The 13,043-nt window shown below is 58.5% G+C and carries 14 protein-coding genes; 6 read left to right on the plus strand and 8 right to left on the minus strand.

What is annotated here, in order from left to right; translation table 11 throughout:
* The first annotated feature begins 75 nt into the window (after nt 1-75).
* Nucleotides 76-2,226 (plus strand): immunoglobulin-like domain-containing protein, encoded by a 2,151-nt coding sequence (locus tag QFX16_RS16715; RefSeq protein WP_283180559.1) that lies wholly within the window; start codon nt 76-78, stop codon nt 2,224-2,226.
* 75 nt (nt 2,227-2,301) lie between these two features.
* On the opposite strand, the gene QFX16_RS16720 is transcribed toward QFX16_RS16715, so the two are convergent.
* From QFX16_RS16720 to QFX16_RS16730, 3 genes are read right to left on the minus strand one after another with little or no spacing between them, the layout of a single operon-like run.
* Entirely contained in the window at nt 2,302-2,724 is a 423-nt protein-coding gene (locus tag QFX16_RS16720; protein WP_283180560.1) for an HD domain-containing protein, read from the minus strand.
* A 25-nt stretch (nt 2,725-2,749) separates the two neighbouring features.
* The gene (locus tag QFX16_RS16725) at nt 2,750-3,430 is read right to left on the minus strand and encodes a DUF2268 domain-containing putative Zn-dependent protease (RefSeq protein ID WP_283180561.1); all 681 of its coding nucleotides are present in this window, start codon (nt 3,428-3,430) and stop codon (nt 2,750-2,752) included.
* Between the two features lie 36 nt (nt 3,431-3,466).
* Nucleotides 3,467-3,838: a PH domain-containing protein gene (locus QFX16_RS16730; RefSeq protein ID WP_046049313.1), complete on the minus strand. Its 372-nt coding sequence runs from the start codon at nt 3,836-3,838 to the stop codon at nt 3,467-3,469.
* Nucleotides 3,839-4,036: 198 nt separating this feature from the next.
* On the opposite strand from QFX16_RS16730, the gene QFX16_RS16735 reads away from it, so the two are divergent.
* Nucleotides 4,037-4,462 carry a hypothetical protein gene (locus QFX16_RS16735; RefSeq protein WP_283180562.1) on the plus strand — a complete coding sequence of 142 codons (426 nt, stop codon included), beginning with the start codon at nt 4,037-4,039 and terminating at the stop codon, nt 4,460-4,462.
* Between the two features lie 4 nt (nt 4,463-4,466).
* Here the strand turns inward: QFX16_RS16735 and QFX16_RS16740 are convergent, their stop codons facing one another.
* Together QFX16_RS16740 and QFX16_RS16745 are read right to left on the minus strand one after the other, a co-directional pair.
* Entirely contained in the window at nt 4,467-4,940 is a 474-nt protein-coding gene (locus QFX16_RS16740) for a GNAT family N-acetyltransferase (protein WP_283180563.1), read from the minus strand.
* 315 nt (nt 4,941-5,255) lie between these two features.
* Nucleotides 5,256-5,735: a VOC family protein gene (locus QFX16_RS16745; protein WP_283180564.1), complete on the minus strand. Its 480-nt coding sequence runs from the start codon at nt 5,733-5,735 to the stop codon at nt 5,256-5,258.
* Between the two features lie 256 nt (nt 5,736-5,991).
* Between QFX16_RS16745 and QFX16_RS16750 the strand changes: the two genes are divergently transcribed.
* Together QFX16_RS16750 and QFX16_RS16755 are read left to right on the plus strand one after the other, a co-directional pair.
* Nucleotides 5,992-6,552 carry a DinB family protein gene (locus tag QFX16_RS16750; RefSeq protein ID WP_283180565.1) on the plus strand — a complete coding sequence of 187 codons (561 nt, stop codon included), beginning with the start codon at nt 5,992-5,994 and terminating at the stop codon, nt 6,550-6,552.
* Nucleotides 6,553-6,884: 332 nt separating this feature from the next.
* On the plus strand, nt 6,885-7,253 hold the full coding sequence (locus tag QFX16_RS16755) for a DUF5064 family protein (RefSeq protein WP_283180566.1): 369 nt from the start codon (nt 6,885-6,887) through the stop codon (nt 7,251-7,253).
* Nucleotides 7,254-7,269: 16 nt separating this feature from the next.
* Here QFX16_RS16755 and QFX16_RS16760 read toward each other — a convergent pair whose 3' ends face one another.
* The 3 genes from QFX16_RS16760 to QFX16_RS16770 are packed head-to-tail and all read right to left on the minus strand — an operon-like array spanning nt 7,270 to nt 10,112.
* On the minus strand, nt 7,270-9,039 hold the full coding sequence (locus QFX16_RS16760) for a SulP family inorganic anion transporter (RefSeq protein ID WP_283180567.1): 1,770 nt from the start codon (nt 9,037-9,039) through the stop codon (nt 7,270-7,272).
* A 49-nt stretch (nt 9,040-9,088) separates the two neighbouring features.
* Complete coding sequence (gene ppk2, locus QFX16_RS16765; protein WP_283180568.1) at nt 9,089-9,910, minus strand: polyphosphate kinase 2; 822 nt, start codon at nt 9,908-9,910, stop codon at nt 9,089-9,091.
* A 58-nt stretch (nt 9,911-9,968) separates the two neighbouring features.
* Nucleotides 9,969-10,112, minus strand: coding sequence for a hypothetical protein (locus tag QFX16_RS16770; RefSeq protein WP_283180569.1), 144 nt, complete (start codon nt 10,110-10,112; stop codon nt 9,969-9,971).
* 183 nt (nt 10,113-10,295) lie between these two features.
* Between QFX16_RS16770 and QFX16_RS16775 the strand changes: the two genes are divergently transcribed.
* Together QFX16_RS16775 and QFX16_RS16780 are read left to right on the plus strand one after the other, a co-directional pair.
* On the plus strand, nt 10,296-11,570 hold the full coding sequence (locus QFX16_RS16775) for a peptidase MATCAP family protein (RefSeq protein ID WP_283180570.1): 1,275 nt from the start codon (nt 10,296-10,298) through the stop codon (nt 11,568-11,570).
* A 160-nt stretch (nt 11,571-11,730) separates the two neighbouring features.
* Nucleotides 11,731-13,041, plus strand: coding sequence for a flavin-containing monooxygenase (locus QFX16_RS16780; RefSeq protein WP_283180571.1), 1,311 nt, complete (start codon nt 11,731-11,733; stop codon nt 13,039-13,041).
* Nucleotides 13,042-13,043 lie beyond the last annotated feature (2 nt).

A 13,043-nucleotide genomic window follows, 5' to 3' on the forward strand; every position in this document is an offset into this window, starting at 1 on the left:
GTCCTTGTCAGGTGTCTGATAGCCCCCATCAGTCTGCTGTCTATGGCGGACTTACAGGCGAAGGAGCGGCTTCAGATGAATGATCAATCCGACCCATCCGGCATCATCCCGGTGGATATGAGTGCACTTGACATCACGCCACTGGACTTCAGTGCGCTCGACAATTCACTGGCCGACAACACCGTGCTGGCACTGTTTCCACCCAGGATCCCCGCCGCAACAGAACCGGTGGTGGGGGCTCATCTTGGCGTCCCGCTGCGCATTTATGACCTGGAACCCATGGGCCTGGAGGTTCACGTTGATCCACCGCTGGGTCTACAGCTTGGCGACGTAATCACGCTCAACATGAACGGGCAAACAGGCCTTGCCGGCAAGATTATTCAGCCCGGCGAGGAGAATGCGATCAGCACCCTGTATCTGCCGAAGAAGCTGCTGCAGCCGGACTTCATCAACCGCCTCACTTACACCGTGACGCGTGGCAGCCAGAACATGGGCACCTCCGAGCCGCCGCTGGAGATGCTGTACAACGCCATCCGGCCCGGCAACGTGGACCGTGATCCAGGTGTCGACGGCCACTCCGAGCTGGAGTTGATCCTGCCCGACGTCATCAAGAACGGCGTCGGTCCCGACTTCGTCAGTGCCCAGGTGTGCGTGTCCTACCCCTATTGCCGGGCCTACGACCGGATTTGGCTGAACTGCAACGGCTTTCCGGTGTACCACGACGTCACTCCGCTCGAAGCCCCGCTGCCGGGCTCGGCGACCCCGGTCTCGGTATATTTCCCCGTCACTCGCGCGGACCTGGAAAGCGCCCAGGACCATGCGCAGTTCAAGTTTTCCTACACGGTCACCGACCAGGTGGGTAACAACCCCGACCCTAACTCGCCGTGGTCGGCCACCCAGGTCGTCGACGTGGACCTGGCGGGCAATCGGTTGCCGGAACCGATCCTGCGGGAAATCCAGAACGACCCGACCGACGAGCCGAACACCATCGACCTGGAAAAACTGGGCAGCAATCCGCTGCTGGTGATCGTCCTCACCCACGATCCTCGCTTTCAGCCGGGCGACAGCATCAGCGCGACCTACATCGCCACATTGCCCGGGCAAGCGGATGTGGTAGTGCCGGTGTTCGGTAGCGTCGAGGTCGACGAGTTTGGGCAGAAGAAGCCCTGCATCCTAGAGGTGCCTAACGACAAGGTGCTGGCCAACAGCGTGGTGCGGGTCAGCTATCAACTGATCAGAGGCGGCGTGCCACTCGCCACGTCCCGGACGGCCACGGCGCGGGTGATTGGCGAGGGAGTGATAGATGAGAAGCCCGCTATCGCCTCGGTCAAAGGCGCGCCGAGCGGGATCGATATTCCCCCGGACGGCAGCACGATCGAAACCAGCGTGACCCTGACCGGCACCGCCAGCAAAGGCCAGAAGGTGGAGATCCTTGACGGCACCGCCAGGAAAGGAGAAGCCCCCGCCGACCCGGTGTCGGGCGTCTGGATCAAACAGGTTACAGGGTTGAGCGAGGGGCACCACAGCTTCACCGCCAAAGCGCTGTATGGCTCGGGCGAGACCTCAGCCGTGCGAACCTTCACCGTGGCATTAGAATTGATTGTGGACACTTCTCCACTCATGCTGAGTGGGCTCAACATAACGGCCGAGCCTAATCTTAATTGGCCATTGACTGGCAATCACCCCACTGGCACCACCCAACAACGTAGAGCATCGGGGGGAACGCCCCCCTACATCTACACATCCAGTGATCCTGCCGTCGCCATCGTCACTGACGAGGGATTGATAATTAGCCAACGCAACGGATCGACAACTGTCTTGGTGCAAGATGCTGGGGGGCAAGAAAAGAGGGTGCCCGTAAGCTGCCTAAATAACTTCATCCTACGGATGCACTATGTGTCTGGATCAAATTCCATTCCCTATCCTGCAGCAATCGACATCATGAATAGTGCTGGTGGTCGCCCTTTAGTGGCTTCTCCCCTCTACACCCCCGAGATTGCAGCAATTGCTCAAAAATATTGGCCATTACCTATCCATGCCAACGATGAAATATGGGCATGTTCCCCTATATTTCCTATGAATGATGGAACTGGAAGGAATGGGGGGGTTATATTTTGGAAAAACCAAGCAAATGAGCTCCGCCAGAACAACGCCCCACTTACATGGAACACTCCTTCAGGTCCGTTATACATGGCAGATGGCTTCGCATTTTTGTTGATGACCTGAAGAGCCATTGTGAACTGGTCCGGGCAATTTTAGGATAACGGGATTCCTGAGGGTCGGACCTATTTGTTCCTCTCGTCAGGAACGCAACACGCCAATCGCCCGCCGATACTTTTCAACTCGCTCCAGGTCTTCCCACGACTGCTGCGCGATCCGCGACAAGTCGCTGTTCTCTTCCAGATCCGCCAGTTTCACCACCCGGCCTATCGGGTTCTGCGCCGCGCGTTCGACGAACACTTCGTAGGACTCACCCGGCACTTTAGTGACCGATTCGATGGCTGTCAGAACGGCTTCACTGAAGCCTTCCTTGCGCAGGTCATCAAGGCTGATGCCGCAGTCCTCAACCACGTCATGCAGCACCGCGACGATGCGTTCTTCCAGCGTCGTGACCCGCAACATGACGTTCAACGGATGCAGGATGTAAGGGTTTCCGCCCTTGTCGACCTGCCCCTCATGCGCAGTGGCGGCGATGGCAATGGCGCGTTCCAGTGTTTGAGTCATCTCGCAGCTCCCAGGCTTGAATGTCTTAACGGTCGTCGGGCTTGAGCAACACAAGGCCTTCCTCAAGCGCTGAGGCGACAATATTTTGTGCGGGTACGTTGATCCAGGTTGAAGCATCGATTTCGCCCATTGACGCAAGCCAGCGCCCAACCATCTGATAACCGAGCGTATAGCCAAGCCATTTTGGGTGAGCACCAAAACCGAAGAACCACTCTGCGTGATTGTAGTTCGTGGACTCAAGGGTCTTCAGGCCTACAGGTGAGCGAAGCAGATCGGCGCAGGTGACGGCACACTCCCAAGGCTCTGGGTCATTACCGAGCAAGTGCCGGACAAACTGTCCGGCAAGTCCCTCGCTGACCAAGGCTTCTCCTAACGTCCAACCGTAGCCAGGGCCCGCCATGCGCAAGCAATGATGGACTTCATGGACAATCTGTCGATGCAGCGCGCCAGTGCGCAGACTTGGCAGAAAATTCGGGTTGTCCGGGTCGATGGTCATCGTGAACATGGTGCTTCGATAAGCCCGCCCCACGAGGCCCATCTCAGGAATGGTCTCGCCAGGGAGCCGCTGGATCAACACATCAAGTCGCGGAGGCGTCATCAGACGGGAGACCGTCTTGTAAGCGGCGTCAAACTCGCCGATCAGATCGGAGCGAAGTTCAGCAAGACTCCCCGAGGCTTCCAGCCAATGCAGTGTCCATGCGTCCATTCTTACCTCTGAAAAACTGTCACGAAGCCTAAAAACTCAGCCCAACAGATGCTGTGAGATGAGTTTGGAAATCTCGACCATCGATGTCCTCCCAGTGAATTCAAACTTCACTCTGCCCAGCGCCGAGAAGTAGATTTCCAGCTCAGAATCCAGGTCGAAGGTGCCCGAGGTTTCCACGGAGTAAGCGACGATGTTTTTGTAAGGCAACGAAGTGAAGTCTTTTTTGCTGCCGGTGATGCCTTGGACGTTGACCGCGATGATTCGTTTGTTGGTAAACACCACGCCGTCGCGCATGGATTTATAGGCATCAATGACCTGCTCGCCGTCCAGCAGCAGCGCGGTGACTCGCTCCGCGTACTCGTTGTTTTGCTTGAGTTTGAAAAAGCCTTTGTTGTTGAAATCGATCATCCGCCATCCCCTTCCTTAAAGAGTGTTCCCTGGATTGCCAGCGCTTGGCGCAGCGAGCATACCATCGGGCCTGCGCTTTTTGCGCCCCCTCCACAGCGGATCTGAAAATCCAATGGAACCCTGCGCCTCATCGCGCTTTCGAAACCCTATCAGCGCTGATCTTTGATCAAACAAGGCGCCATTGGAGAGGAAATCCCGATGAACAGTAGACTGCTGTTTTTGCTTGCCAGCCTGAGTCCCACCCTGGTCATGGCTGAAGGCTGTGACGTGCTGACCCGCTCTCAAAGCCCTTCCGTTCCAGTGGTGGAATCTCATAGCTGCTATGAGTACGAAGGCATGCCGGTGAACGCCATCGATTGGTCATGCAGCAACGAGAGTAAAGACATGCTGGCCAGCACCAAGAAAAAAGTCGAACAGTGCGCCGATCATTCTCAGGCCACGTGTATCGCGACGTTGACGCAAGAATCGCTGGCCAACCCTCACTCCACCAGCAAGGACAAGAACAGCAAATCGCTGAACATTCCCGCCAATGCTCAAGTGACTACGTACTACTACGACGCTGAGTATTTGAATCAGGCGAAGATTGATTGCGAGTCGGGTGGTGGACACTGGAAAGCGAAGTAGCCGCTCAAGAACGCAAAAGCGCCTTCACCATCGGAATGCAAGCGAGTTGCAGGCCGGAGGGCGAATGGTAAATAGCCGTCTGCTCACTGACGAAACCGCATCGCCGGTAGAAGTGAGCGGCGTTCAACGTAGCGTCCAGTTGAACTTCCTCCAGCCCCAAATCCCGCGCCAGGCACTCAAGGTAATCCAGAATGCGCTTGCCAATGCCCCGCTGCATAAAGCCAGGCAGGACAAAGATCGCGCCGATTTCACGCCTCTCCAGATCAAGCATGCCTGTCGCCACAGGCTCTCCCTGAATACACCCCAGATAAAAGTGTTTTCCCATCAGGTCGCAATATCCGTCCTCAGCGGCCCCTGCCGTCCAGACGTCCAGTTGCTGAGGGGTATAGGCGCCGATGCATTGATGCCGTATCGCTTGACGGCGAATGTCGAATGCCGTCCGGCAATCGCCTTGATGGGCTCGTTTGATCTCTAACATTTCAATCTCCGTTAGCCATCGGCGGACGGAGAACTAAAAAGCCCCGTCCATTTCTGGCGGGGCCTTGGCTAATACGTCAGGTTCTAGCACGCATGACCTCATGGCCCGCCAGAAGCGGTCATGTAGGAATACATCTTGTACGTGCGGGGTGTGTAGGTCATGGGCAGATAGTGTTGCTGGAGAAGTGGGTTGCGCAATGAGGTTAGGGTCGTCTTTGGGTCAAATGCTGCCGGTTACAGTTACCCGGTCCAGTGCCAAGCTTCAGCACAGGCCAGCATTCGACCTGTCCAAGCGCCCGGCCCCCAGCAGCGCTGGTTAACCCTTAACAGCCGCTTCAATCGCAGCGATGTCGATCTTTCCCATCTCCATCATGGCGTCGAACGCACGCTTGGCCGCTGCTTGATCAGGATTGGCTATCGCGGCCGTCAAAACGTGTGGTGTGATCTGCCATGACAACCCCCACTTGTCCTGGCACCAGCCGCATACATTTTCCTGGCCGCCATTTCCGACAATCGCATTCCACAAGCGATCCGTTTCGGCTTGGTCGTCGGTTGCAACCTGGAACGAAAAAGCCTCGTTGTGTTTGATCGCCGAACCTCCGTTCAGTCCGAGGCAAGGGATGCCCATCACCGTGAACTCGACCGTCAAGACATCGCCCTGCTTGCCCGCCGGATAGTCGCCAGGCGCGCGAAGGACCGCTCCCACCTCGCTGTCCGGGAAGGTTTCGGCGTAGAACGTCGCAGCGTCCAACGCGGTGCCGTCGTACCACAGACAAATCGTGTTTTTGCTGATCATCTTGGTTCTCCAGAATCGGAACGGGTGCGTGCATTTTAGCAGCGCATTCAGCGGGTCGGCTTTGGCAACTAGCGTCACCCTGGGATGGCGCGCTTGCGCGATCGATTGCCAATGGCAGCCACCGCTCAAATGCAGCCAGTGGGTGCATCAGCGCCCGAGTCCCTGGTCTGCCAACTTCAGTAGCTGCTCCGCATTGGAGGCGATAACATCCCGGCCTCGCATGGGGTATGCGAACACATATTCAAAGGATGAACACATGAGCCGCACCGACCACATCTGCCTGATGGCGACCTATAACCAATGGATGAACGCAAAGATCTATGGGGCAACCAGGTGCTTGTCCGATGATGAGCTCTCAGCCGATAGGAAAGCGTTCTTCAAGTCTATTCTCGGGACGCTAAACCACTTGGCAATCGGAGACACTGTGTGGCTAAAGCGATTCGCCAAGCATCCAGCGGACCACTCGGCACTGGAGCCGGTGAGGCAACTTTGCGATCCGGAAAGCCTCGACCAATTGTTGTTCTTTACTGTTCCAGAGCTCTCAGTGCATCGAGAGAGACTCGATCAGATAATCGTCGAATGGGCTCACTCTATTACAGAGTCAGATCTGGACCACACTCTCCATTACGCCAGCATGAAAGGTGTAGTGTCCGATAAGGATTTCTACAGTCTGGTCATGCATTTTTTCAACCATCAAACCCATCATCGTGGCCAGGTTACTACGCTGCTTTCACAGGCGGGTATTGACATAGTTGATACAGATTTAGTCTTTCTCATCCCATCCAAATCCTGCGTAGAAAAGAAAGCTCGTCATTAGGCACCTGATCATTGGGCAGACTTCAATACCTGACAAGAGAGCCTTTTCAATCCAGTAGATACGTCGGCTCCGGTTGCTCCTGACAGTCGTTGTCCGGTACTGCCCCTTCAGTCTGGGAACTCTTTTCGTGCACCTTGAAAGTAGAAAACCCCAAGCAATCACCTAAGCTCTAAGGGGAGATTTTGCGCTGCTACAAATTGATAGCACCAGACTATGGAACACGCTCCGTTAATGCGATTTCCATGGACTGAAATCCAGGTCATTTGGTCTCAATCGAACCTCGAATCCAGCCGATGCCAAGAAGGTAGCCATCCACCCGAAAGGAGCCTCTCATGTTCACGCCAGGTCACCTGAACCGTACTAATACTCCTGGCACTCCCGGAGTCCCGGAATACAACATTGATGTCTTCTATGAAGTCCGCCGCGACCCCAAGGAAGGCATGCTGATGCACTTCAAGATGGACGGAGCGGTATCCGGTAAAAGCTTCACTGAAGAATTCGATATGCACCGCGACACGGCCTTCAACTTTGCCAGCCGCGTGGCAAAGGCCGCGGTCAAGCATGGTGTGCCGGCCAATGCCAGTCTCATCATGCGCGGGCACAAGGAATACGACGCGATGTTCAAGGATATTCAAGACAAACTCGGCGTCAAACCAGGCGATCCAGTCAATCTGGATAACGCTGAGAACGACCGTCGCTGAGTGACGCCAGTATCACTCAGTGCGCCCCATCCACCGGATGGATCACGAGGTAGCTGTCGACGGCATTGCCTATGGTTGGAAAGAACGCCGTTTCGCCAAACCGCGCGAAAAGCCCGAATCGCTTCAGCTTGTCCTTGACCGGGTCCTTCATCTCGGCCACGCACAACTTGATGCCCGCCGCGTGCAAGGTGTCGTCCAGTTCAGCCAACACGTCTGCGGAGGTCACGTCCACACTGGTGACGGGTTCCGCCGCAATGACCAACCAGCGCACGGGCGTAGGCGATGCCGCTACTGCGGCAAGCACTCGGTCATTGAACAGTTCGGCGTTGGCGAAGAACAACGGCGCATCCCAGCGAAACAGCACTAGGCCGGGTATAAGGTGCGCGTCGGGATAGCGCTGGATGTCGTGGTAGCCCTTAACGCCATCGACTCGCCCCAGCACCGCGGAATACGGCCGCCAGCCATCCCACAGAAATTCGATGACGGCGATCACGATGGCCAGCCCGATGCCCTCGATCGCACCGAACACGGCCACGCCGACGGTGCAGACGATCGACAACCAGAACTCCCAGCGCTGGATGCGATAAATGCGTCGCAGGTCGGCGACTTCAATCAGGCCGATGGCCGACGCGATCACGACCGCTGCCAGTGCACTGCTGGGCAAACTCTGCAACAGGTTCGGCGCCACTACCAGCAGCAGGGCAACGGCCAACGCGCCGACAACCCCGGTCAACTGGGTTTTGGCGCCTGCGGCTTCGGCCACGGGGGTGCGTGAAGAACTGCTACTGATCGGAAAGCCCTGGAAAAATCCAGCCGCCAAATTGGCAAAACCGAGCCCTGCCATCTCCTTGTTCGGGTCCACGTAGGTACGGGTCCGCGCCGCATAGACACGCGAGAGCACGCTGGTGTCGGCAAACGACACCAGGGCGACGGCGCAACCGCCGATGAGCACCGGGACAATATCGGCGCGGGTGATCCAGGGGATGGCGAACGCCGGTAAACCTTGTGGAAGAGCACCGAGGACCGACACCCCCGCACGCGCGGCAAGGTCCAGCACACCGACGGCGACGGTCGCGCCTGCCACTGCGATCAAGATGCCTGGCACGCGCTTGTAGCCCTTGAGCAGCAGGATCACGGCCAAGGTGGCTGCGCCGATCATAAACGCGGTCCAGTTGGTCTTTCCTTCCATCACCGCGGTGACGATGGCCCATATGTTTCTCAGCGGGCCGTCGGACTCAATCGAAAAACCGAAAAACTTGGGCAGTTGGCTGATCAAAACCGTCAGCGCGATGCCGTTCATGTACCCGTAGCGGATCGGCTTGGAAAGCAACTCCGTAATGAAGCCCAAACGCATGATGCCCGCCAGGATGCACACGGTTCCTGAAACGATCGCCATCATGCCAGCAAGGGCGACGGCGCGATGCGGGTCACCGCCCGACAGGGGCAGGACGACTGCCAGGATAACGGCGGCCAGTGAGGAATCCGGGCCCAGCACCAGAATCCGGCTAGGCCCGAACAATGCGTAAGCGAGTAGCGGAACGATGGTCGCGTAGAGGCCATAGATGCCGGGTACGCCCGATGCCACGGCGTAGGCAATGCCGACGGGCACCAACATCGTGGTGAGCACCAGCCCGGCCATGATGTCGTGACGCAACCAGGCAACCTGGTACCCGCGCAGCGTGCGAAGTCCAGGAAGCCAGCGGCCCCAGCCGGTTTCGTCGCCGGCATCCCGGCGTGCAATACGGCCCGGTTCCGGGACGGGAGGCGAAGAGTCCGAATCGCTCATAGAACTGTGGCCTTTAGGTGTACAGCGCCGATTCGCTTAAACGTGCCCGTCAGAATTTTTCGGGCACTCGCCGGTGCGGATAATCCGGGTCGCGATAGCCGCCTGGCTTCTGCCGTTTGGGCAATATCACCTCATCGCGTGCGACATCCTTGTACGGGATACGGCTGAGCAAATCGGTGATGATGTTAAGGCGCGCCCGCCGTTTGTCGTTGGAATTGGCCACCCGCCATGGGGCATGTTCGGTGTCGGTTGCCTTGAACATGTCGTCACGCGCGCGTGAATAGTCATACCAACGGCTGTATGACTTGAGATCCATGGGGGTCAGTTTCCAGATTTTTCGTCCGTCCTTGATGCGCGCCTGAAGCCGGCGGGTCTGCTCGTCTTCGCTGACTTCCAGCCAATACTTGAGCAGGATCACGCCCGAGTCGACGATTGCACGCTCCACCTGAGGCGTTGTCTTCAGGAAACTGGCAACCTGCGCTTTGGTGCAGAACCCCATCACGCGCTCGACACCCGCCCGGTTGTACCAACTGCGATCGAAGATCACCACTTCGCCAGCCGCGGGCAGGTACGGCAGGTAACGCTGGACATACATTTGGCTTTTCTCTCGATCACTCGGCGCCGTTAGCGCCACCACCCGAAAGACGCGCGGACTGACGCGTTCGGTGATCGCCTTGATCGTCCCGCCCTTGCCAGCGCCATCGCGCCCTTCGAAAACGATACAGATCTTGATGCCCTTGGCTTTTACCCACTCCTGTAACTTGACCAGTTCCACGTGCAAGCCGCGCAGTTGCTCAAGGTAATCCTTGTTCTTCAGCTTCGGGTTTTCAACAGCATTGCGCCTAGGGGCTTTCTTCTTGTCCTTTGCCATGACCAAGACCTCATAGATGCCAATCGCCGATAGGTAAACAGCGTAGGTTGCGATTTGCTCACCCGTCGAGCGCGATGATCGCGGTGATTAGCACAGCGCCGGTGACGGCCGTCGCAAGACTGAGCAGGCCGAAGATGACCTCCGTGACACGATCGACCGGATCAAGTACACGGGCCCGCTTTTGCTCTCCAGCGCTTTGCATGCGCTCATCCTCGCCACGGCGGCTGCGTCAGCGTGGTCCTGGTTTTCAGCCGTGCCAGGATGGCCAAGACCCGGCATCCGCAAGCACACCGAACAGCTTAGTTCAGACCTGACCTCTAACAACGGGATGCATCGACAACGACTAAACTTTTGCGATTGAACCTTGTTTCCCAAGGATATCTCCATGAGCGCCGCTCCCCTGTCCGAACTCGATGCCGCTCTACCCGGACTGGCCCGCAAGATCCGCGTGCTGGAGGCCCTGGCCTGGCCGGATGGGGTCGAAGAAGCATTCCTGACACGTTGGCGCGCCGGGCAGGCAGAACTGCCCAAGGTCCAACTGCGCCCGCGCGAGCACAGCGCCGACATCGCCGCCTTCGAAGCCTTTATCGGCCGCTGCGATGAGGGTCATCCGGCCGGGCGCCACCTCGCCATGACGGCGCGCAGCTATGCCACGGCGGGGCGCATGCTCGGTGCCATTGGCACACCCGCCTTTACGCAGTATTCGTCAGCGCTGTACCGACGCCCGGACTTCTACTACTCGCGCCTGAAACTGAGCATGCTGGACGCGGCCCAATTCTTCCTCAAGACCACCGACGCCCTTCTGGGCGGGGCCCGGATTCCACCGTGCCCGGCCGAGATCCCGGCCGAAGTCTTCGCCGCCTGGATGCAGCCGGAACTGGACCGCTTCTTCGGCCCGGGCCGGATCACCGTCGTGCTCGATCCGACCCTGGCCGCCAAGGCCATCGCCGGGGCCAGTCGCATCCGCCTGCGTGCCAGCGCCCTGTTCTCGGAACTGGACAAGAACCAGCTGTTGCAGCATGAGGCCTTCGTGCATGTCGCCACCGCACAAAACGGCGCGCTGCAACCCAACCTCAAAAGCCTGGGTCTGGGGGCGCCACGCACGACCCAGACTCAGGAGGGCATCGCCACCCTGGCCGAGCTGTTCACCGGCAGCATGGACATCAACCGCCTGCGCCGCCTCGCCCTGCGCGTGCTCGCTGTCCAGCAGGCGCTGGATGGCGCCGATTTCATCCAGGTATTCGAAGGCTTTCTCGCGGCCGGTCAGTCACAGGAGGAGTCCTTCCGCTCGACCCAGCGGGTGTTCCGCGGCGCCGACCTGCGCGGCGGTACGGCGTTCACCAAAGATGCCGCCTACCTGACCGGTTTGCTCGGCGTGCATACCCTGTTGCGCATCGCGATCCGCGACAACCGGCCGGAACTGGTGGGCCATTTGTTCGCCGGGCGCCTCAGTCTGGGGGATACCGTTCGCCTGGCGCCGCTTTTCGAGTCCGGCTGGCTCCAGGGACCGGTCCATGTCCCGGCCTGGGCCTCCGATCTGCGTCTGCTCGCCGCCAACCTGGCGTTCTCCGCTTTTATTTCCCGAATCAAGCTGGATGTACTCGATCTGGAAGTGCTCATGGCCTTCGCCGACGAGCATGAAGCCGATGCCAGCGCCTAGCGTTTAAAGGGAGAGCCACCGAACCAAACGCTCTGCATCAGTTATTTATACTCAAATGCCAGCTTAATAATATTTTACCGATACCAGGGTGATCCCTAGTCTTGACCCCAAGAAATGGCAGGCCGTTACCGACCTAAATCCAACTTCGAAGGGTATTGAGATGACCACTGAAAAAATAAAAACAGATACGCTGATTGTGGGCGCCGGTCAGGCTGGTGTGGCCATGAGTGAACACTTGAGCAAACTCGGCGTGCCGCACCTGGTGCTGGAGCGCAACCGTATCGCCGAACGCTGGCGCACCGGGCGCTGGGATTCACTGGTGGCCAACGGTCCGGCCTGGCACGACCGTTTTCCCGGTCTCGATTTCGACGACCTCAGCCCCGACGACTTTGCCCCGAAAGAGCGGGTTGCCGACTACTTCGAAGCCTATGCCAAGAAATTCAACGCCCCGATCCGCACCGGCGTGGACGTGCTGAAGGTTGAGCGCAATGTCGGTCGCCCGGGCTTCACCATTGAAACCTCAGAGGGCGTGATCGAGGCCAACCGCGTGGTGGCTGCCACCGGGCCTTTCCAGCGCCCTGTCATCCCGCCAATCGCGCCGAAAGATCAACCATTTTTGCAGATCCACTCGGCTGAATACCGTAATCCAGCGCAGCTGCCCGAAGGCGCTGTTCTGGTGGTCGGCGCCGGCTCGTCGGGCGTGCAAATCGCCGATGAGTTGCAGCGTGCCGGCAAGAAGGTTTACCTCTCGGTCGGCGCACACGATCGCCCTCCTCGCGCCTATCGCAACCGTGATTTCTGCTGGTGGCTGGGTGTGCTCGGCGAATGGGATCAGGCGGCCATGAAACCCGGCCGGGAACACGTCACCATCGCGGTCAGCGGCGCACATGGCGGCCGCACGGTGGACTTCCGTGGGCTGGCTCATCGCGGCATGACGCTGGTGGGTTTGACCCAATCGTTCAATGGCGGCGTAGCGGCTTTTCAATCGAACCTTGCCGAGAACCTGGCACGCGGCGATGAGAACTATCTGGCGCTGCTCAACGCGGCTGACGCCTACATCGAGCGCAACGGCCTGGACCTGCCGGAAGAGCCTGAAGCGCGCATTACCTTTTCCGACCCAGACTGTGTGACTAACCCGATTCTTGAACTCGACCTGGCCAAGGCCGGCGTGACCTCGATCATCTGGGCCACCGGTTTTGCCACGGATTACAGCTGGCTCAAGGTTGATGCCTTCGACGACAACGGCAAACCGCAGCATCAACGCGGCGTGTCGAGCGAAGCTGGCGTGTATTTCCTCGGCCTGCCGTGGCAGTCCCGTCGCGGGTCTTCGTTCATCTGGGGCGTTTGGCACGACGCCAAGTACGTGGCTGATCACATCGCCATCCAGCGTTCATACCTCGACTACCACGATGCCGCGCAGCGCGAGGCTGAAACCGTCCCGGCCGCCCATAAAGCAACTGTCAGCGCTTGAGC

It is taken from the genome of Pseudomonas svalbardensis, from assembly GCF_030053115.1.
Taxonomy (GTDB): domain Bacteria; phylum Pseudomonadota; class Gammaproteobacteria; order Pseudomonadales; family Pseudomonadaceae; genus Aquipseudomonas; species Aquipseudomonas svalbardensis.

Bases quoted from the DNA above. Each gene is read 5' to 3' on its own strand.
- QFX16_RS16715 (WP_283180559.1), top strand. From the start codon at position 76: ATGAATGATCAATCCGACCCATCCGGCATCATCCCGGTGGATATGAGT.
- QFX16_RS16720 (WP_283180560.1), bottom strand. From the start codon at position 2,724: ATGACTCAAACACTGGAACGCGCCATTGCCATCGCCGCCACTGCGCAT.
- QFX16_RS16725 (WP_283180561.1), bottom strand. From the start codon at position 3,430: ATGGACGCATGGACACTGCATTGGCTGGAAGCCTCGGGGAGTCTTGCT.
- QFX16_RS16730 (WP_046049313.1), bottom strand. From the start codon at position 3,838: ATGATCGATTTCAACAACAAAGGCTTTTTCAAACTCAAGCAAAACAAC.
- QFX16_RS16735 (WP_283180562.1), top strand. From the start codon at position 4,037: ATGAACAGTAGACTGCTGTTTTTGCTTGCCAGCCTGAGTCCCACCCTG.
- QFX16_RS16740 (WP_283180563.1), bottom strand. From the start codon at position 4,940: ATGTTAGAGATCAAACGAGCCCATCAAGGCGATTGCCGGACGGCATTC.
- QFX16_RS16745 (WP_283180564.1), bottom strand. From the start codon at position 5,735: ATGATCAGCAAAAACACGATTTGTCTGTGGTACGACGGCACCGCGTTG.
- QFX16_RS16750 (WP_283180565.1), top strand. From the start codon at position 5,992: ATGAGCCGCACCGACCACATCTGCCTGATGGCGACCTATAACCAATGG.
- QFX16_RS16755 (WP_283180566.1), top strand. From the start codon at position 6,885: ATGTTCACGCCAGGTCACCTGAACCGTACTAATACTCCTGGCACTCCC.
- QFX16_RS16760 (WP_283180567.1), bottom strand. From the start codon at position 9,039: ATGAGCGATTCGGACTCTTCGCCTCCCGTCCCGGAACCGGGCCGTATT.
- ppk2 (WP_283180568.1), bottom strand. From the start codon at position 9,910: ATGGCAAAGGACAAGAAGAAAGCCCCTAGGCGCAATGCTGTTGAAAAC.
- QFX16_RS16770 (WP_283180569.1), bottom strand. From the start codon at position 10,112: ATGCAAAGCGCTGGAGAGCAAAAGCGGGCCCGTGTACTTGATCCGGTC.
- QFX16_RS16775 (WP_283180570.1), top strand. From the start codon at position 10,296: ATGAGCGCCGCTCCCCTGTCCGAACTCGATGCCGCTCTACCCGGACTG.
- QFX16_RS16780 (WP_283180571.1), top strand. From the start codon at position 11,731: ATGACCACTGAAAAAATAAAAACAGATACGCTGATTGTGGGCGCCGGT.